This is a genomic window from Sutterella megalosphaeroides (genome assembly GCF_003609995.1).
In the GTDB taxonomy this organism is placed as follows: domain Bacteria; phylum Pseudomonadota; class Gammaproteobacteria; order Burkholderiales; family Burkholderiaceae_F; genus Sutterella; species Sutterella megalosphaeroides.
The window spans coordinates 1,662,759-1,682,021 of record NZ_AP018786.1 but is presented as its reverse complement, the minus strand read 5'-3'; the positions used below and the strand labels follow the sequence as shown (position 1 = coordinate 1,682,021).

Sequence of the window (19,263 nt, the reverse complement as noted above, 5' to 3'; positions counted from 1 at the left end):
AAATCGGGCCGAAAAGCGGCGCACTAGGCGTTTTTCTTAAGGCGGCCGAAGGAAAGGTCCTCTATCCTTGAAAGAAGAAGATTCCGTTCGCCCCAAGCGGACCGGAATTCGGGACCGACGACGGCTCGGGTCGCGGTCCTCGTTGTTTTACAAGCCCGAGCGCCCGAAGGACGAGCCCCATGGTCACGAATCTCTTTTCGAATCTCGAACCCAAACCCGACGATCCCATTCTGGGGATTTCGAGCGCCTACCGTGCGGACCCGCGTCCCGAAAAGGTGAATCTCTCGGTCGGGATGTACCTCGACGACTCGGGCGAGGTGCCGCTTTTCCGGTCCGTGGCCGAAGCCGAGAAGCGACTCCTTGCGCGCAAGCGCCCCCACGCTTACGGTCCCATGGAGGGGAATCCCGATTTCAACGCGGCCGTGAAGACGCTCGTCTTCGGCGATTCGACGGACCACGCCCGCATCGCGACCGTTCAGACCTTGGGCGGCACGGGGGGCCTTCAGTTGGGGAGCGCCTTCGCGCACGAGTACCTCGGCCTCACGCGCGCCGTCGTCTCGAACCCCACCTGGGGAAATCACATCGCGATTCTCGACGAGGCGCGCCTCGGCGTTGCGAAGTACCGTTACTACGACGCCGAAAAGGAGTCGCTCGACTACGCGGGCTTGATCGAAGACCTGAAGGCTTTGCCCGAAAAGACGCTCGTGGTGCTCCACGCCTGCTGCCACAACCCGACGGGGATCGACCTCACGATCGAACAATGGAAGGGTATTCTTGAGGTGGTCGAACAGGGGAACCTGGTGCCCTTCCTCGACATGGCCTACCAGGGCTTCGGCGAAGGGCTCGACGAAGACCCGGCGGCCCTGCGTCTTTTCGCGCGGTCGGGGATCAATTTCCTCGCGGCCACGTCGTCCTCGAAGAATTTCGGTCTCTACGGCGAACGCGCCGGGGCGCTCCACGTCGTTGCGTCGAACGCGGAGGAAGCCGAAACGATCCGCTCGATTCTGAAAGCGCTCGTTCGCAGCGAATACTCGAACCCGCCCGCTTACGGGGGTGCGATCGTGGCGGAAGTCCTGAACGACTCCGAGCTCTTTGCCCTCTGGAAGAGCGAAGTCGAGAGCGCCCGCGAACGCATTCTCGCGATGCGCGTCGCGTTCGCCGAAGCGGGTAAGGCCCACGGGGCGGACCTCTCCTTTGTCCTTCGTCAGAAGGGGATGTTCTCCTACTCGGGTCTCACCAAGGCCGAAATGGTGCGCCTGCGCGAAGAGTTCGCGGTCTACGGCGTTGAGAACGGGCGCATTTGCGTTGCGGGCCTCACCACGAAGAACGTCGACTACGCGGCGAAGGCCTTCGCGAAGGTGTTGGCGGACCGCTGACGGTTCATTCTCCGCACTTTGAAATGAAAGAAACTCCGTGACGGCTGCGGGTCGTCGCGGAGTTTTTTCATGCGCCTGTGGGACGCGTGTTTCGGGTGGGCTCGGTCCGGCCCCGACGCTTCGGGAGGGGCTCTCTATACTTTCCGAAAGATCCGCGGGTTGGCGAAAGAGGCCGACCCGAGCATCGACTCAAAGATCAACTCAAACGTCAACTCACGAGACCCTCATCATGCGCACCTTTGCACTTCTCCTCTGCCTCGCGCCGCTCTGCGCTCAGGCGTACGTCGCGGGCGGCTCCAACCTCCCCGGGTATTACTATCCTGAATTCAGCGAGTTTCCGCCGTCGAAACCCTACGGGAACAACCGATACGAGGCCGAACGCTACCGCAACGAAGTGGAGGAATACGTTCGAAAAGCCGAGGAATACATGGAGAACGCCGAATACGACGCCCGTCGAGCGATTGAGGCGGCCGAAGAAGCCCGCGACAAGGCGAACAGAGCCGTCGAAGAATACAACAACTGGGTTCAGAACGGCTATTGATCCTGCGCGCGCAGCCCAAATTGCTCGGACCTGCGCGCTTTCTTTCGTCCGCACCGTTTCCGCATCCCCGCCCGCGCCGCCGCCCCAGAATAGGGCGATTTTCGCGGCGACCGTCCCTCTGCCGGCCTCTCGCCGGAACCTCCCCACGAGCCTCCCCGCCGATCGCCACCCCGAAAAGTCGAGCTGCGCGGACCGGTCAACCCGTTTTTCGGCTCTAGCTTTTGAACATAAGTATCGATGTTTGTATTGCGTTTCCAACGAAGCCCGCCGGCCGGCCTCAAACCCAACTCCAACATCCCCTTGTCGCTAACGGACGGGCCGCGAGGCGGGTTTTCTTTCGCGGTTCGAACCCCGACTCCCGGAAAGGGCCCGTCGGGAAAATAACGTAGTACAAAATGCGAAGGGTGTCGAAGCTCCCGATTCCCGGGGCTTTCGCCGCCCGCTGGACCTCTGCTGATCATTTCGCGAAGTCGCAGCCGCCGGGACGTCGAGGGTCCGTGAAACGTAGGGTTCCGGCTGCGCTCTCACCCGAACCCGCCGAACTCGTACGAATCGAGTCCGACGAAAAAAATCCCCTCCGGACCGACCGCCCGAAGGGGATTCCAGCGAAGACCTCGAAGGAAAGAAGAGGAGGGCGCCCGTTCTTCTTTCCGAGTCTCAAACTCAAGCCGGCACTCAAGCCAGTGCCGTATCGAGCGCCATCATCACGGTGAACCCTGCGATCACGGCAAAGGTGCCGAGGTCGGCGTGCTCCGACAAGTGGCAGGCGGGAATGAGTTCTTCAACGACGACGTAGAGCATCGCGCCCGCCGCTGCGGCAAGAAGGAAGGGCATGGCGGGAGCGAAAAAGCCCAGACCCGCAACGACGATCAGCGCGGCGATGGGCTCCACGAGGCCCGAGAGCGTCCCGAAGAGAAAGGCCTTCGTGCGGCTCATCCCCTGCTGCGCCATCGGCAGCGACACCGCCGCACCTTCCGGGATGTTCTGAATCCCGATACCGAGTGCGAGCACCAGGGCGCTCGCCATGGCTTCGGGTTCGCCCGCGAGCGCGGCTACGCCCGTGGTGAGCCCGACGGAACCCCCTTCCGGAAGATTGTGAAGCGTGATCGCGAGGAACAAAAGCTGCGCACGACGCAACTTCGTCTTCGGCCCTTCGGGCTCGTTGCTCCCGAAGTGAAGGTGCGGCATCGTGGAGTCGAGGAGCTTCAGAAAGAGCGCCCCGCCGAAAAGTCCCGCCGAGGCGACGAGCCACGGAGTGTGCCCCGCGGCTTCGGCCGCCTCCATTCCCGGAATCAAAAGACTCCAGACGGAAGCGGCGATCATGACCCCCGCGGCAAAGCCGAGCGACACGGTCTCAAGACGCGCGGAGCTTTTCTTCGTCGTGAGGAAAACGGTGGCGGCACCGAGCATGGTGCACAGAAACGTGAAAAGCGTCCCGAAGAGGGCATACGTGAAGGGATTGCTTCCGTCCAAGTCGGGAAGAAGAGCGGTGAGATCCATGAGGGGTTCCTAAATGATAGTAATTCTCAATTGAGAAGTATAGCCCGATAGCGAGCAAAACGGGGGCGCGATGGGTGGAAAGCATTCGGCTTCCGTCGTCGTTTCGAGGACGAGGGGACGAAGCGGAGGCGAAATGATAGACGGCGCGGCCGGGAAGTGACCGGGAGAAGGCGGAGCGGAATTCTCGAAACGGATTCGAAGCCGACTCAGTGCCCGGGCTCGATCAGTCGGAATTCGAAGTCTTCGTCGTCGTAGCGCACCTCGGGATAGCTTTCGGTCGCGCGGGCGAAGGCCTTCAAGGGGTTGTCGTTTCGAACGGGCCAGAGGGCCAGCACGTTCCCCGTGGCGGTTTCCGTCAAACGGACGGCCGACTCGGACCGCAGCAGGTCGATCGAGAGAAAGTGCGAGAGGGCGGCCGCGATGTCGTCCGAAGCGTAATTCTCTTCCACCCAGTCGCCGAGGACCGCCGGGTCCGAAACGAGAAAGCCCGCGGAGCGCAACCCCCAGTCCGCCGCGTCCCCGGTGTCGGGCAGAGCGTCGACGGGCGACACGAACACCGTACGCCCGTCCGACGTGGGAACGGGGTTCACCCACAGGCGCCTCACCGACTCTTCGTCGAGCGCCTTCAGCTCGGGGATGCGGGCGGTGATGACGGAAGGCGGCACGGGTTCGACCCCGAGACGCGCGGCGAGCACGTCGTCCGACACGATGAGCTCGGCGGGAAAGTCCGCGAGCACGTCGGAGCGTGAAACGGGGCCGATCGTGAGCGTCAACGTTCGTGCGGCATCGAAAAGCTGAAAGCGATTGGGGTCGAACATGGGAGTCCCTCCGAAAGCGGGACCGGTGTCGGGTCGACCGGATGCCCTCGGGTTCATTCTAACAAAGCGGGTTTCGGGACCGAAAGCCGGAAAATCGCAAAGGCTTGACATGCGTGCTGTGCGAGCACCCGAGTCCGCACGTCGCTTTGCCGTCGGCTTTCGGGATAGCCCCTAGGTCGGACGCCCGAGGTCGCGCGGCCGCACTTCGGGTAGAGTAGTCGTATGACTACGCTTCTCATCCGGGCGCAAGTCGGGTCTTCGGTACCCGCCGCCCCTTCCGTCACCATGAATCCGACGCTCGATCGTCGGACTCTCCCCGGCCGATTTAGCCGCTCGACGTTTGAGGTCGAGCGGGCTCGGTCGGTGCACCTTTCTTCCTGCTGACGTTTCTCCATCCGCGCTTTTGACGACGCCGTCGTCGACGAAAGCTCCGAGGAAAACGCAACGCACGAAGAAGAACGAAGCGATCGAACACATTACGGAAAGCCCGCACGTACCGCGGGCTTTCGCCGTTTTCGGGGATCTGCGTATCCCTTCTCCCGCGAAACCCGCCGTGCGCTTTCTCTGCCGGTCTTGAGTCTCGTCGGGAGACTCGGAAACAAAGCGGCGCAACGGAGGTCGAAGCCCGTTGCGCCGCTTTACTTTGTTTGAATCGGAAATGCGGGTGCCCGATTACGGAGCCTTCCCGCCGAAGACCACGTCCGCCGCATCGCGAAAGCCCGCGAGGTCGAACTGCAGGTCGACGCGCTCGTGCCCGAAGGGGACGGTCGAGACGCGCACGCGGCAGCCGCGCCGGAAGGCGCGAACGAGCTCGGGGTCGGTCACGATCAGGATGTTGTCCGACCAGCGCTCGCCCCGGTAGGTGCGGGTCTTCTCACCCTCGACCCGTATGGTGACGGTCGGGTCGTGCAGCGGAAAAACGAGTTCGGGAATCGCAAATGCGACGGCGGGCTTGCCGTTGTGGAGCTTCACTTCGAGCACCCCGTGACGGCGTTCGCCGAAGAGGGCCTCGAAATCGTTTTCGCTCTCGCGTCGTGCGACGGTGCGCGACTGGTTGAATTTCCAGCCTTCCCAGCGCGCGAGCGTCATGCGGTCTTCGCCGCACCAGACGTCGCCCGCGAGACAGCGCTCGATGCAGGTGAGAAAACCCGATTCGCTGCGGATGAATCGGCAGTCGGCACAGGAGCGCGGTACGTTCGTGCGGGCGGAGACGGGAAGGGCGACCGCGAGCGAAAGCGCCGCGACGAAGCCTGCTGTCAGGAGGGAGGCGACCCCGGCGGTACGGCGGGTGCGTTGGGTGCGTTGGAAAAGGCGCGCACGCGGGTGCGTCGAAAAGACCGAAAGCGTCGGACTCGTGGGGGGAATCGAACAATTCGATGCGCGAGTTGTCGTTCGGTCGCGGCAGCTGCGTGTCGGCATGGGGTCCTCCGGAAATGGGCGTGCGACGTACTTTCGGAGCCGAAGGGCTCGGGCGTCGCGCGAGGGCGAGTATAACGACAAACGGAGGGAGTTGGGGTTTTTACTAGGGTTAATTTCGAAAAATGCGTGGGGAGGCGTGTCGGGAGCCCTTCGGGGAGACGCCGAAAAGCCGACGGGCGAAAGCCCGAAAGACTTTCGCCCGTTGCGGTTCGTTGAGAGGAAAAGCGCAGGCGAGACGTTCTTTTCGAGCGTCCCGCGGCGCCCGTGTCAGTCGAGGCGGACTTCGTCGAGGCGCATCTTCATGCGACCGTCGACCGCAATCGGCTCACCCGTCTTTTCCGAGATCATCAGGGGATTGATGTCGAGCTCGTCGACGAAGGGGAAGTCGGTGACGAGTTGCGAGAGACGCAGGAGCGTCTCTTCAACCTTGTCGATCTGAGCGGGGGTCGTGCCGCGGGCGCCTTCGAGGAGCTTGAAGGCCTTGACCGAGCGCACCATTTCGGAGGCGTCGATGTCGGTCAAAGGCGCCAAGCGGAAGGTGACGTCCTTCAAGGTTTCCACGAAAACGCCCCCGAGACCGAACATCATCATGGGACCGTACTGCGGGTCGGTGGCGATGCCGCAGACGAGTTCGCGCGTGCCCTTCACCATTTCCTGGATGAGAACGCCTTCGAGCCCGTCCAAGAGACCGAGCTTTTCAAGGCGCATCATGAGGTCGCGGTACTCGACGCGCAGCGCCGTTTCGGAGCCGATGTTGACGCGCACCCCGCCCACGTCCGTCTTGTGGGAGGTGGTCTTCGAGGTCATCTTCATGACGACGGGGTAGCCGATGCGGTTCGCGATCGCGACGGCTTCTTCTTCGGACTTCGCAAAGCCCGCGCCGCAGGTGCGAATGCCGTAGGCGGCGAGAACGTCGATGCTTTCGCGCGTGGTGAGTTCGGCACGCCCCTCGGCCTTCGCTTTGGCGAAGAGCTTGCGGGCGGCGGCGCGGTCGACTTCGAAGGCGGGCTCGACCCCCGCGGGCTTTTCAACCCAGAGGCGCTGACGGTTGAGGCGCTCCAAGGCTTCGGCCGCTTCTTCCGCGTACATGTAAAAGGGCATCTCGGGTTCCGAGTCGGCCAACCCCGAGAAGAATTCGCTCTTCGTCATGAAAACGCCCACGATCGGCTTTTCGGGGTGCGCGCGCTTGATGTCGCAAAGCGCCTGCGCGACGTCCGTATCCTTGAGCCCGAGGAACGGGAGGTAGATCACCATCACCATGTCGACGCCCGGATCGGCGAGCACCGCTTCGACGGTCGCCTTGTAGTGTTCGATCGGGGCGGAAGCGATCATGTCGACGGGGTTCTTGACGGAGGCGGCGGCCGGGAGGAACGAGCGCAGATGTGCCTTCGTTTCGTCGGAGAGTTCCGCCATGCGCATACCGTATTCGCTCACGGCGTCCGTAGCCATAATCCCGGGGCCGCCCGAATTCGTGACGATCGCCACGCGGTCGCCCTTCGGGATGGGAGACGTGGCGAAGACCTTCGCGCTTGAGAAAAGGTCGCGAAGCGTTTTCTCACGAATGACCCCCGACTGCTTCAGGAGAGCGTCCGCCGCACGGTCGGCGCCCGCAAGCGACCCCGTGTGCGAAGAGGCGGCCGAAGCGCCCGCGGCGCTGCGACCTGCCTTCAAGGCGAGCACGGGCTTTTTCTTCGAAATGCGGGAGGCGAGCTTGCGGAAGTTCTTCGGGTCGCGGATCGACTCCATGTAAAGGAGAATCTGCGTGACGTCCTCTTCGTTTTCCCAATATTCGAGCGCGTCTTCGGCGTCGACGTCCGCCTGGTTGCCGATCGAGACGAACTGCGCGAAACCGAGGTTGAGGTCGCGAAGGATATTGAGAATCCCGCCCCCCAAGGCGCCCGACTGGCTCACGAACCCGATGTGACCGCGTTCGGGAAGGCTCTCGGCGAAGCACCCGTCGAGACGCACCGCGGGGTGCGTGTTCACGACGCCGAGGCAGTTGGGGCCGACCAAGCGCATGCCGTAGCCGCGCACCTTTTCAGCGAGCGTCGCTTCGAGCGCGGCCCCTTCGGGGCCCGTTTCCTTGAAGCCTGCGGAAATCACGACGAGACCCTTGATGCCCTTCGCGTGGCAGTCGTCGACGACCGACAGGACGAAGCTCGAATTGACGACGACGATCGCGAGATCCACCCCGTCGGGCAGGTCCGCGACGCGTTCATAAACGGTGAGCCCCTCGATCGTGCCGCCCTTGGGGTTCACGGGATAGACGGGATCGCAGAAACCGTACTCGAGGAGGCGCTTCAGGATGTCGTTGCCGATCGTGTGCGGACGGGTCGACGCGCCGACGACGGCGACGGCGCGGGGCTTCATGATGTGGGACAAACTCATGATGGTGAAATTCCTCCGGGGCAGTGGTGTGCGTCCGGGGCTCGGCTTGCGTGCGGCCCGAGCGAACGCATGTGGCGGCGCTCGCAGGGGAGCGCGAATAGTAGCGACAATAGCACGGCGGGCGCGCTTCGGGGACTTCGGGACGCGTGCCGTGCGCGCGCATTAGCGCGTTCGCGGTGAGGGAGATTCCCGAGGATGCGGCTCTCCGGCTCGGGAAGGGCGATCGGAGGGAGCTCGAACGGCGTTCGAAGGAAAAGAAAACGAAAAGCCCCGGAGGGGCGGGCCTCCGGGGACGGGATCGGAAACAGCGCGTTGTCGTCCGTCTCAGGCCAAGGCCTTCAGTCGCGCCAGCGCCGTCTCGACGAAGACGGTCGCGACGATCGGAGTGAGCCGATCGTTGAAGTCGAAGCTCGGGTGATGCAGAGACACCGTGTGCTCATCGTCCGCCATGCCGACGCGGATCATCGTGCCGGGCACGACCTTCTGGTATTCGGAGAAGTCTTCGCCCCCCATCGTGACGGGGTAGTTGGGAACGACCGCTTCTTCGCCGCACACTTTCGCGACGACTTCGCGCACCGCGTCCGTGGTGACGGGGTGGTTGATGACGGGGGACGCCAGGCGGTCGTAGCGGACCTCGTACCCGCAGCCGTTCGCTTCGCAGATGCCTTTTGTCATCGTGCGGATTTCCGATTCGACTTGGGCGCGTACTTCGTGGGAGAACGTTCGAACCGTCCCGGAGAGGGTTGCTTCGGGGGGAACGACGTTCGGAGCTTCGAAGCGCCCGGCATTGAGCGAGCAGATCGACACCACGGCGTTTTCGACGGGGTTCACCTTCCGGGCGACGATCGTCTGAAGGTTCGCAACCAACTGCGCCGCGACGGGAATCGGGTCGATGCCCATGTGCGGGCGCCCGCCGTGGCAGCCCTTGCCCTTCACGGTGAGGTAGAAAAAGTCGGCCGCGGCTTGGAGCGGCCCCGTTTTGACGCCAAACTTTCCGACGGGAATCGACGGTTCGTCGTGCGCGCCGTAGATTTCGCGAATCCCTTCGCGCTCGAAGATCCCCGTTTTTACGACGCTTTCGGCGCCGTTGCCGATTTCTTCCGAGGGCTGGAAAATGCCGATCACGCGCCCCGACCAGGTGTCACGCAGTTCATGGAGTCGCAAAAGGGCCCCCAGAAGCCACGTCGTGTGACCGTCGTGGCCGCACGCGTGCGCGCGCCCGTCGACCGTGCTCTTCCAGGGATTCGTTCCGAGGTCCGTCATCGGAAGGGCGTCCATGTCGGCGCGAAGCGCGACGACGGGGCCTTCGCCCTTGCCTTCGAGCCGCACGAAGAGCGCCCCCTCAAGACTCGTCGTGTCGAGCGCCGTTTCCGGAATGCCCGCGGCAAGCAGAACCTCACGCACTTTCGCGACGGTGCGGTGCGTCTCGAATCCGAGCTCGGGATGCGCGTGAATGTCGCGTCGGAAGCGCGCGAGCTCCTCCGCACGCGCGAGGATCGCGGGGTCGATCGCGAAGCGAGCGGCGTCGTCGGGCTTGGAAGAGGGCGTATCGCAAGAAGTGCAGTCGGAAGAAGCGGTCATGGAAGTCTCCTTTTCGAGCGAAGAAGGCGTAGGGGATGGAGAGCAGGGTTGCGGGCAGAGCCGTCTGCTTCTCCCCGGGACATTGAAGTGTGTCTTTCGATCGTATAGGGAGGAGGCCCGACGGTCCTACCGCAAAGTGCGCAGACGGGCGGCGGAAGATCAACGAAGGGCGAAGGCGAAAGAGTCAGAACGGCCCGAAAGGCCCGGACGGTCTGAAAAGCCCGAACGGGCCGGCTAAGGCGAAAATCGGGCGGGAGCCCGAACCCCTTGCCCGCTACAATTGGTGCCGGCAGCTCCGGCTTGAGGCTAGGACCGTCGTCGGGAACAACCGGTACGAAGAACGCCTGCGAACAAAAGCGCCCGATCTCCAACGAGGTCGGGTGCTTGGCATTGCGTGATCCGGGATTGGATCTCACTCGGGTCGCTGCTCGAGGCTCCGCTTCGGGGGCGCCCCGAAGAGGCGCTTGTATTCGCGGGAGAACTGAGTCGGACTCATGTATCCGACGGCGAAGCCCGCGGAAGCGGCGTCGACGTGCTCGACCATCATGAGGCGGCGCGCTTCGTGAAGGCGCAGGCGCTTGTGGTACTGCAAGGGCGAGAGGCTCGTAACGGCCTTGAAGTGCCGGTGGAAGGTCGAAGGCGCCATGTGCACCTTGTCGGCGAGCTCCGTAACGGACAGGGGTTCGCGGAAGTTTTCCCGCAACCATTCGACCGCGCGCGAGATGCGGTTCGCACGCGAGTCGCGCGAAAAGAGCTGCACGAGGGCGGGACCCGAGGCGCTCTTCAGGGCGCGATAGTGAATTTCGCGAATGAGAAGCGGTGCGATTTCACGACGTTCTTCTTCGGGCGCCTCGAGGAGTTTCACGAGTCGCAGGTACGCGTCCACCATTTCGGGCGGCGTGACGGTGAGGCTCGCAGCGGCCACGTGCGCGGTGTCGGTGTCGGGGATGACATTCTCATCGGTAAGGTCGTCCGTCTTTTCCTCGCGGGCGGCCTCGGCGGAATCCGAGGAGACCTCAACGGAGCTCGTGAGGTCGCGCAAGATTTCTTCCGAGAGTCGAACGGAGACCGCCATGAAGGGGCGGGCTTCGGAGGCTTCGAGGACCTGCCAGAGGGCCGGCATATCAACCGTCGTGATGAGAATGTCGCCGCGCCCGTATTCGTAGCGGCGGTTCCCGATAACGGAGCATTTCCGACCGCTCACCATGAGACCGATAGCACGGTCGTAGACCGCGCAGGCGCTCTCGTTCAGGTGGTCGCGCACCGTGATCGTCAGGTCCGGAATCGTCGTCGAGTAGGAGCCGCCTTTGAGGACGAGCCGGCCCAACAGGGCGGCCAATTCGTCGAGCAAAGCCGACGTGCGGGCCGCGCGTTCGCGCTCGGCCATGAGGTTTTCCGCCGGAACGAGCTGCGGAAGGGGTCGTTTGTCCCCTTCGGGAGCAAGACTCGCACCGTTCGCGGAAGATCGGAGCGTGCCGAAACTCCGATAAGCGTCGATGGCTTGCGCGTCGGTCGGGGAGGGTGTCGCCGAGGAACCGTACGGAAGCGTTCTTTCGGACATGGTTGTTCGTCTCCAAAGAAGAAAGGGCGACCCGCGGGCGAAGACCCCGAGTCGCCTTGGGGAACTCTTGTCTGTTGCCGAATATTCTCCCGCGGCGCCCGGGCGAAGAAAAGAGGCAGGATGCGCAAAAGCTTGCCCGATTATATCGACCGTGATCGCTTCGAGCGGTCGGGCTGCAGGGAGGGCCCGTCGTGCTCGGACCGGGCAAAAGCCCGTTTTCGGCGTTTTGGAGGGGGGCTCAACAGATGGTGCGGAGGTTTTGCTTCACCAAGAAGGTGCGGCGGGTCGCCGCAGCCGCGACGAGGTCGGAAAAACGCTTGCGACGGAGCCTGCCCGATCCTCTCGGAAGCAGCGGGAACGTGCATGCGCGGGCGTGAGACTCGCCCGAGGTATCGGCAAACGAGCGACGAAAGCGCTATATTCCGTCTCCGTGTTTCCCCGAATCCCTCCGGGCGGGAACCGCTCCTACGAACAACGACAACATGACGAACTTTCACGAACTCATTGAGGGCTTCCGCAACTTCCGCGAAGACTATCTGCTGCGGGAAGCCGAATTCTTCGAAACGCTCAAGTCGGGCCAGAATCCCCGAACGTTGGTGGTCGCGTGCTGCGACAGTCGGGTCGACCCCGCGCTCCTCACGGGTTGCCGACCGGGGGACCTTTTCGTCGTGCGCAACGTCGCGGCACTCGTTCCCGCCTGCGGCGAAGCTGCACGGGCCGACGCCGTCATGGCGGCGGTGGAGTACGGCGTCAAGCACCTCGAAGTCGAGCACGTGATTGTGATGGGCCACTCGAACTGCGGCGGTATTCACGGGCTCATGCATCCCGAAGCCGTGGCGGACGAAGACTACATTGCCGGCTGGCTCGAGCACGCCCGTCCCGTTCTCCACGACCTCTCGCACGTCGAGGCCGACGCGACCGATGCGGATCGCAGTCGTCGGTGCGAGGAGGCGGCGATTCTGCTTTCGATCGAAAATCTCCTCTCTTACCCCTGGATCAAGAAGCGCGTGACGGAAGGGTCGCTGAAACTTCACGCCCTCTACTACGACATGCACGACGGGAACCTGCTCGTCTGGGACGCGCAGCGCGAAGACTTCGTGCCGAGCTGGCACTTTTCCGAAAGCGGCCGGTGCGAAGCGTGTTCGCCGACGGGGCTCTTTACGGGGCTTGTTGAAGAAGGGAAGGCGGCGGGGACCGCGGAAAATTAACCCTCAACCCCAATCAAAAAAAGCCGGCGAACATCACTGTCGCCGGCTTTTGAGTGGCATCCCTCAACTAACTGACCAACCTACGAGGGATGCCGAGGAGATGAGGAGACGTAGGTCAGGCCTTGGCGGCCGTCTGGCCCGCGATGCGCCCGAAGACGAGGCAGTCGAGAATGGCGACCGAGCCGAGACGCACGGCACCGTGCACGCCGCCCGCGGCTTCACCCGCAGCGTAGAGGTGCGGGATCGGTTCGTCGGTCTGAACGTCGATGACGCGGCATTCCATGTCGGTCATGACTCCGCCCATGCAGTGGTGCACCTTCGGCTGGCATTCGGCGATGTACCAGGGGCCTTCGACCATCGGAACCTGGTCGTTGTTGATGTAACGACCAAGCTGCGGATCGTTTTTCGACTTCACGGCTTCGTTGAAGGCGTCGACCGTCTTCTTAAGGTTCTCGTACGGGATGCCCGAGCCCTTCGCAAGCGCTTCAAGCGTGTCGTACTTGTCGAGAATCTTCATCTCAAGCATGCGATCCTGGAAGCCCGGGCGCTGTTTCTTGAAGGGAGTACAATTAGGCTCATTGCAAATGGCGTAGCACTTCTTGCCGCCCGCCTGCTCGACCATGATTGCGTCGGCGCGAACCTTGCGATTGGCGAGTTCGTTGACAAAGCGGTTTCCCTCGGAGTTTACCCAAATGCCGTACTCGGCGGCGGCCGTCTGATTGAACTGCCAGCCGATCCCCATGCCTTTTTCCTTGGGGTTCCCCCACGGGCCGCACTGAATCCAGTCGGCCTGAACCTGCAGGCATCCAATAGCGGCGGTTTCACGCCACATTTCAGAGGTCGCCCCCGGCTGGTTCGTCGTGTCGAGCGTTTCGTTCAGCTTCGGGTCCTGGTACATGCGGAATTTCACGTCCGCGGCGAACCCGCCGTAGCAGAGAATGACGCCCTTCGTCGCCTTGATGAACTTGGTTTTGCCCGAGTCCTTCTTCGGGAAGCGATAGCCTTCGCGGACCTGCAGACCCTGCACGACGCCCTTTTCGTCACGGATGATGTGTTCGACGTAGCAACGGTTGCGAAGCTTCACGCCGAGTTCCTTGCACTTGTCGAGTTCCTTCGTGACGATGGCCGAGCCCGAACCGTTCTTGGTCGTCACGTAACGCGGCACGGAGTGGCCGCCTTCCTGCCCGATCGCATCGGGCAGATATTCGACGCCCAATTCCTTGACGGTCCATTCGTAGTTCGAAAGCGCGTGTTCGGCGAGGACGCGCACCTTCTTCGGGTCGTTCATGTAGAGGCCGGCAACGAGAATGTCCTTTTCGAGAAGGTCGACCGAGTCTTCGATCTTGTGCATCTTCTGCTGCGGGCAACCCGTGGCGGTCAGGATGCCGCCGTTGATGATGGAGTTCCCGCCGAAGGCGGCCATCTTTTCAACGACGAGCACGTCCGCGCCCGCCTTCTTCGCTTCGATGGCGGCGGCAAGACCCGCAAAGCCCGACCCGATGATCAGAACGTCGACCGTTTCGTCCCATTTCTGCGGAACAGGGGCGGCCATCAACGGCGAAGCAACGACGGCGGCGCCGCCCGCGAGAGCGGAACCGAGCAGATGGCGACGAGAAATCTGAGTGGACATAACTTTCCTCCTTGTTTGCGCCCGAGCAGTGTGATTTCCCGGTGTTCCGACGGCCAAGCCGCGGGGCCCCGAGCCCGTGCGCTTGTTTGAAGTATGCGCTTTCGGTTCGAGCGCATATCCTAAGGAAAGTGCCTAGAAGTCCGACATTTGCGGACCGGGGGTTGTCGTACCCCGTAGACACTATGTAGACCCGAAGTGGGATGCTTCCCGTAGGGGTTCGGTCGCATTGAAAACGCGTGCAGGAAAGGAGATATTGATCAGATATGTCAACGCATTCATGTTTGGTAATTCCGAACATGTTGTTTGATTTTAGCCGTCAATACGGAACGATGCGTTGCAAACCGATACGCAGACTACTACTTTTGTACGAGGCAACGTACGGGTTATCCCGATAGAATTCGTCAGGTATTCGGTAATCACCCATTTACACGCCTTTCCAAACATCATGTCGAACCTTCTTCGCAACGCCCCGAGCGTCACGAATCCGAGCGCCTGTTGTCGCCGTCATGCAGATTCTGCGACGGCGCTCCCCGCGTTCGAACCGAGTTCGACGTAAGACCGAGTTCGGAGCTCCCGAGTCGAGGGTCCCCCACGGGGATCCGCACGCTCGACGAGCTCTTGAAACCGAAATGAAAGCACCGCTCGCAGGAGTTCGGTGCTTTTTTTGTTTTTCGGTTTTCCGGACTTCTGCGAGCCTCGACACCCTTCATATTCCACGAGGACCCTTGCCATGACGACTTCCAACACCCTCTCCCGCCGCACCTTCGGTCGCGCTGCCGCCGCTCTCTTGGCCGTCGCCGCCGTCCCCGCACTCTTTTTTGGGGCCACGGGGGAAGCCCGTGCCGCGAACCTTCCCGAGAGTATCCGGGTCGGCACGGAAGGCCTCTACGCGCCTTTCTCCTACATCGCAGGCGGCAAGCTCACGGGCTTTGACGTCGAAGTGGCGCGCGCCGCGGCCGCGAAGCTCGGGATCGCGATCGAATTCACGACCGCTCCTTGGGATTCGCTCATTGCGGGGCTCGATGCGGGGCGCTTCGACGCGGTCTTCAACCAGGTGGTTCCGACGGAACCCCGGCGCGCGAAGTACGCGTTGACGAAAAGCTACATGGTCGAGCGCGGCGTACTTGTCGTTCGCACGGACAACGTGGGGATCGTCTCCTTCGACAACCTTTCCGGCAAACGCGCCGCGGGCGTTTTGACCGCCAACTGGACGGACCTCGTTCGCGAGAAGGGCGCGACGCTCGTGCCCGTGAAGGAGGGGAGCCTTGCTTTCCAGCTCGTCGCCTCCCGTCGCGCGGATGCGACGGTCAACTCCGAAATCGCCTTCGTCGACTACATGAAGACTCACGGCAAGGCCCCCTTGAAGGCCGTTGCCCGCACGACGGAAGGCTCGGAAGCCGCCGGGCTCTTTCGCAAGAAGGACGCGGAACTCGCCGCCGCCTTCTCCCGCGCGATCGAGGAACTCAAGGCGGACGGCACGCTCGCGAAGCTCTCCGTCAAGTTCCTCGGCGTCGACGCGACGCCCGGCATCTGACGGCGAATCGCGATGGAGTCGAGTGTGAGCGAACGCCGAGGATCCTGATCCCCGGCGTCCGCTCCGTCCGGTTCGATTCGTTGTCCACTTTCCTCTTTCCCGCCCGTCCCTTGTTCCATCTTCGAAGAGCTCCGCCATGAACGAACTCCTTCAAACCTACGCCCACCTTCTCCCCGAGCGCGCTCCGGCGCTCGCGGAGCTCCTTGCGAATTCCTTTTGGGAGTTGCTCCCCCCGATCGTCGAACTCACGATCCCCATTACGGCGGCGAGTTTCGTGCTGGGGCTTGCGATCGCGCTTGCCGCGGCGATCGTGCGCTTCAAGGCGGTGCCGGTCCTCTCGACCGTTGCAAGCGTCTACGTGTGGCTTGTTCGCGGGACGCCCCTGTTGGTGCAGCTCTTCGTGGTGTTCTTCGGGCTACCTAGCCTTGACATTCTCATCGACCCCGTCCCCGCGGCGATTGCGGTCTTCGCGCTCAACGTCGGCGCCTACGCCTCGGAAATCCTGCGCGGTGCGATCGAAGGGGTGCCGCGCGGGCAGTGGGCGGCGGGGCGTTCCTTGGGGCTCACGGAAGCGAAGATCCTGCGATTGATCGTGCTCCCGCAGGCGATGCGCTCGGCGACGCCCGCCCTCATGAATACGCTCGTCTCGCTCGTGAAGGATACGTCGCTCGCCTCTTCCATCACGGTGACGGAAATGTTCATGACGGCGCAGCAGATTGCGGCGCGTACGTACGAACCCTTCTGGCTCTACGCGGAAGCGGCGGTTTTGTATCTCGCGATCTGCACGGTGCTTACGGGCGTACAGATGGTGCTCGAGAAGCGTCTGCGGGTGCCGGGGCGCTGAGCGCGACGGACTTCAGGGCCTCAAAAAAAACGGGGCCTCGGCACGACGAACGTGCCGGGGCCCCGTTTTATCGGAGGCGCGGGCTGACGCGGAAGAGCGTTCTTCCGTGCCTCGCGTTTCTTACTGGCGCTGCGCTCGGATCACGTGCGCGGGATGGTCGTCGCGCGAGGAGCGGAAGGGCGAAATGTCGATCCCGCCGCGGCGCGTGAAGCACGCATATACCTCCAGGAATTCGAAGTCCGCAAGGCGCGAGAGGTCCGTGTAGATCTGCTCGACGCACTGCTCGTGAAAGCCCCGGTGTTCGCGGTAGGAGACGATGTAGGCGAGAAGCGACCGGTGCGCGATCTTCGGGCCCTTGTAGCGGATCGTGAGGGAGGCGTGGTCGGGCTGGCCCGTCACGGGACAAAGCGAGCGCAAGAGGTTCGACGAAAGCGTCTCTTCTGCGACTTCGCCTTCAACGACCTCGAGCAACGTCGGATTCACTTCGTAGTCGACGGGGGCGAGGTCGAGAATTTCGGCCTCAAGCAGCAGCCCCGGCATCCGTTCGACCGCGCCCTCCCAATCGGCGAGGTCCCGAAGCGTCATGACGCAGGGGCCGCCCGCGGCCGCCGAGATGTCCTTCGACATCGTTTCCGCCACGGCCTCGATCGAAGAAAAACGCGTCTGCGTGAAGCTTCCGACGTAGAGCTTCAGGGACTTCGACTCGACGATGCAAGGCGTGGTCGCGGGAACGAGAAGTTCGCCCACCGCCACCTGCGGCATCCCGTGTTCGTTCAACCATGTCACTTCGTAAAGGCCCCAGACGTCCGTGCCGCGGAAGTCGGACTTCCCGACGGCATTGCGCCCGAGCGCGCGGGGAATCGGCTGCAAAAGGGCGGGATCGTAGCTGCTCGAATAGACGGTCGACTTGCCGAGGAGCGTACCCTCGGGTTCGGGCATGAGAACGGGGGTGTGAGTCATGACTAAGCAATGCGTATGAAGAAAATCGAGCCGGTCCGACGCGCGGGTCGGAACCGGCTCGACGAGGAATCGTGCGGAATTGTAGACGGAAACGCGCGGTCAATGCACACGTGCGCGGCCGTGCGAATCTCAAACGCTCCGTCGGAACGGTCAGTCGGCGCACTCGGGCACGGTGACGGTCTTGCCGCAGACGCGCTTTGCGTATGCGCGCCAGAAGCAGATCACTTCAAGCGATTCGGGCTTCAGGTCGTCGTCGGAAATTCCCGTAACCGCGCAAAGGAGTCGGTCGCGCAGGTAGACCTGCACGCGTTCGAGCCGTTCCTTTCGCAGAGCCGTCGTTGCTTGTTTCACAACGATTCCGTGCAAGTAGGCACGCGCAAACTTGAAATAGGCGCCGATAACGATGCGCACCATAGGCTCCGAGTCAAGCTTCAGAACGCGGGTGTAAAGAGCGACCGCGGAATTGAGGTGCTTTTCGAAGGCCCCCGTCGAAATGTCCTGAAAGTCCTGCACGTCGAAGATCTGCAACGTGAGACGGGGCTTTTCGGAAAAGAACGTTTCCGAGAGCCGATGTTGCAGGTATTCGAACTGCTCCTCCATCGAGAGACCCTCGGGCGGCGTCAGGCGCTCCATAAACGTCTTGTACTCAAGCATGAGGAGCGCGTCGATCAGTTCGCGCCGGTTCGGAAAGTAGTGGTAGGCAAGCGCTCGCGCCACGCCCGCCGCTCGGGCGACGTCGTTCAAGGACAAGGCTTGAAAGCCGTTTTTCTCAACGAGTTTGCGCGCGCACGCCAGAAGCTGATCGCGACGTTCGGCGGGTGTCATGCGGCGACGCACCCCCGTGATGGGCTTCGGTAAGGTATCGCTGGAAGAGTCGATCATGATGTTGTTTTGCGAAAGCGACTTCACGTCGTTTGCAGGAGAGTTCTTCTAGATCGAGCGTTCGGGGCGGGCATTCCGTCAAAAATCGTTCGCTTGCGCCGAACGCGGCTGTCATACGCGAATCTTAGAAAAGGCTCGACGCGGCATCGACGGGGTTGTTGCACACGGATACATTTCTTTGCGCGAGTCTGCGGATCTTTATAAAAAATACAGTCTCGGCGATGTCAAAAAAATTACATCATCGCGGGACGCCCGTATCCGGGGACTGGGTGTGAATTCGAACTTTTCGGAGCGAACGGGACCCCGTGGGAACGAAAAATCGGTCGGGTAAACCGAACGGTCTTTCGGGCGGGCGATCGTCCGAGGACCAGGCGAGGACCATGCGAGGTCGCGCGGGGAAAAGGCCGGGGACGAGGGGAAACGTAAAGTCCAAACGAAAAACGATCCCGCGCTCGCCGACCGACGAGCCGAGCAGGATCGGTTTTCGGTGACTTTCGAGCCGTCGGGGGGGCGGGCGGTCGAGTCGCTCGGGGTTCGGCCCCGTCAGTGCTTGCGGGTACTCGTCTTCGCGAAAAAACCGAGGAGTGCCGCGACGGCGGCAATCGTAAAGAGGACGGGGTGCAAAATCCCGAAGGCGGTTCCGATCGTGACGTCGAATTTCGAATCGCCCGAGGCGTAAAACGCGAGCCCGAGCGCGTCAAGGAGCACGTCAAAGACGCGCCCTTCGAGAAAGAAGAGGTCCGCATAGGCAACGACGATCGAAAAGAGCATCGTAAGCGCCAGGGCCGAATTGAGCGGGTGCCGTTCTTCGAGCGGCACGCGGCTCGTGAGAACGCCCTTCGCGACGAGCCCCGCGAGCGCGGCAAGGCCCGCGAAGGCGGGGAGAGCGTCTTTGAGAAGCGCGGACGACTCGAGGTAGGGCGCAAGGCGCGAGAGGCCCGTCCCCCAAAGAACGAGTGTGGCAAAAAGAAGGAGGATCGTGTAGAGGCGGCTCACGGGAGGGTCTCCAAGTATGGGATGA

General features: G+C 62.6%; 15 protein-coding genes. 5 read left to right on the top strand and 10 right to left on the bottom strand.

Going from position 1 to position 19,263, the window contains the following annotated elements:
* Nucleotides 1-179: 179 nt before the first annotated feature.
* Together S6FBBBH3_RS06860 and S6FBBBH3_RS06855 are read left to right on the top strand one after the other, a co-directional pair.
* On the top strand, nt 180-1,376 hold the full coding sequence (locus tag S6FBBBH3_RS06860; protein ID WP_120177041.1) for an amino acid aminotransferase: 1,197 nt from the start codon (nt 180-182) through the stop codon (nt 1,374-1,376).
* Nucleotides 1,377-1,605: 229 nt separating this feature from the next.
* Nucleotides 1,606-1,917 carry a hypothetical protein gene (locus S6FBBBH3_RS06855; RefSeq protein ID WP_120177040.1) on the top strand — a complete coding sequence of 104 codons (312 nt, stop codon included), beginning with the start codon at nt 1,606-1,608 and terminating at the stop codon, nt 1,915-1,917.
* A 675-nt stretch (nt 1,918-2,592) separates the two neighbouring features.
* Here the strand turns inward: S6FBBBH3_RS06855 and S6FBBBH3_RS06850 are convergent.
* The 6 genes from S6FBBBH3_RS06850 to S6FBBBH3_RS06825 form a co-directional block, all read right to left on the bottom strand.
* Nucleotides 2,593-3,417 carry a ZIP family metal transporter gene (locus S6FBBBH3_RS06850; protein ID WP_120177039.1) on the bottom strand — a complete coding sequence of 275 codons (825 nt, stop codon included), beginning with the start codon at nt 3,415-3,417 and terminating at the stop codon, nt 2,593-2,595.
* Between the two features lie 206 nt (nt 3,418-3,623).
* On the bottom strand, nt 3,624-4,235 hold the full coding sequence (locus S6FBBBH3_RS06845; protein ID WP_120177038.1) for a hypothetical protein: 612 nt from the start codon (nt 4,233-4,235) through the stop codon (nt 3,624-3,626).
* Nucleotides 4,236-4,907: 672 nt separating this feature from the next.
* Nucleotides 4,908-5,654: an invasion associated locus B family protein gene (locus S6FBBBH3_RS06840; RefSeq protein ID WP_120177037.1), complete on the bottom strand. Its 747-nt coding sequence runs from the start codon at nt 5,652-5,654 to the stop codon at nt 4,908-4,910.
* 267 nt (nt 5,655-5,921) lie between these two features.
* Complete coding sequence (locus tag S6FBBBH3_RS06835) at nt 5,922-8,042, bottom strand: acetate--CoA ligase family protein (RefSeq protein WP_120177036.1); 2,121 nt, start codon at nt 8,040-8,042, stop codon at nt 5,922-5,924.
* 324 nt (nt 8,043-8,366) lie between these two features.
* On the bottom strand, nt 8,367-9,623 hold the full coding sequence (locus tag S6FBBBH3_RS06830; RefSeq protein ID WP_120177035.1) for a M20 metallopeptidase family protein: 1,257 nt from the start codon (nt 9,621-9,623) through the stop codon (nt 8,367-8,369).
* Between the two features lie 412 nt (nt 9,624-10,035).
* Nucleotides 10,036-11,184: an AraC family transcriptional regulator gene (locus S6FBBBH3_RS06825; RefSeq protein ID WP_120177034.1), complete on the bottom strand. Its 1,149-nt coding sequence runs from the start codon at nt 11,182-11,184 to the stop codon at nt 10,036-10,038.
* Between the two features lie 482 nt (nt 11,185-11,666).
* Between S6FBBBH3_RS06825 and S6FBBBH3_RS06820 the strand changes: the two genes are divergently transcribed.
* Nucleotides 11,667-12,392 (top strand): carbonic anhydrase, encoded by a 726-nt coding sequence (locus S6FBBBH3_RS06820; RefSeq protein WP_120177033.1) that lies wholly within the window; start codon nt 11,667-11,669, stop codon nt 12,390-12,392.
* Nucleotides 12,393-12,507: 115 nt separating this feature from the next.
* On the opposite strand, the gene S6FBBBH3_RS06815 is transcribed toward S6FBBBH3_RS06820, so the two are convergent.
* Nucleotides 12,508-14,022, bottom strand: coding sequence for a flavocytochrome c (locus S6FBBBH3_RS06815; protein WP_120177032.1), 1,515 nt, complete (start codon nt 14,020-14,022; stop codon nt 12,508-12,510).
* Between the two features lie 730 nt (nt 14,023-14,752).
* On the opposite strand from S6FBBBH3_RS06815, the gene S6FBBBH3_RS06810 reads away from it, so the two are divergent.
* Nucleotides 14,753-15,556 (top strand): transporter substrate-binding domain-containing protein, encoded by an 804-nt coding sequence (locus S6FBBBH3_RS06810; protein ID WP_120177031.1) that lies wholly within the window; start codon nt 14,753-14,755, stop codon nt 15,554-15,556.
* A 136-nt stretch (nt 15,557-15,692) separates the two neighbouring features.
* Nucleotides 15,693-16,400 carry an amino acid ABC transporter permease gene (locus S6FBBBH3_RS06805; protein ID WP_120177030.1) on the top strand — a complete coding sequence of 236 codons (708 nt, stop codon included), beginning with the start codon at nt 15,693-15,695 and terminating at the stop codon, nt 16,398-16,400.
* A gap of 120 nt (nt 16,401-16,520) precedes the next feature.
* On the opposite strand, the gene queF is transcribed toward S6FBBBH3_RS06805, so the two are convergent.
* From queF to S6FBBBH3_RS06790, 3 genes are all read right to left on the bottom strand, one after another.
* Entirely contained in the window at nt 16,521-17,360 is an 840-nt protein-coding gene (queF, locus tag S6FBBBH3_RS06800; RefSeq protein WP_232008749.1) for an NADPH-dependent 7-cyano-7-deazaguanine reductase QueF, read from the bottom strand.
* Nucleotides 17,361-17,510: 150 nt separating this feature from the next.
* Complete coding sequence (locus S6FBBBH3_RS06795; protein WP_123957659.1) at nt 17,511-18,242, bottom strand: TetR/AcrR family transcriptional regulator; 732 nt, start codon at nt 18,240-18,242, stop codon at nt 17,511-17,513.
* 543 nt (nt 18,243-18,785) lie between these two features.
* Nucleotides 18,786-19,238 carry a hypothetical protein gene (locus tag S6FBBBH3_RS06790; RefSeq protein WP_120177028.1) on the bottom strand — a complete coding sequence of 151 codons (453 nt, stop codon included), beginning with the start codon at nt 19,236-19,238 and terminating at the stop codon, nt 18,786-18,788.
* Between the last annotated feature and the right edge of the window lie 25 nt (nt 19,239-19,263).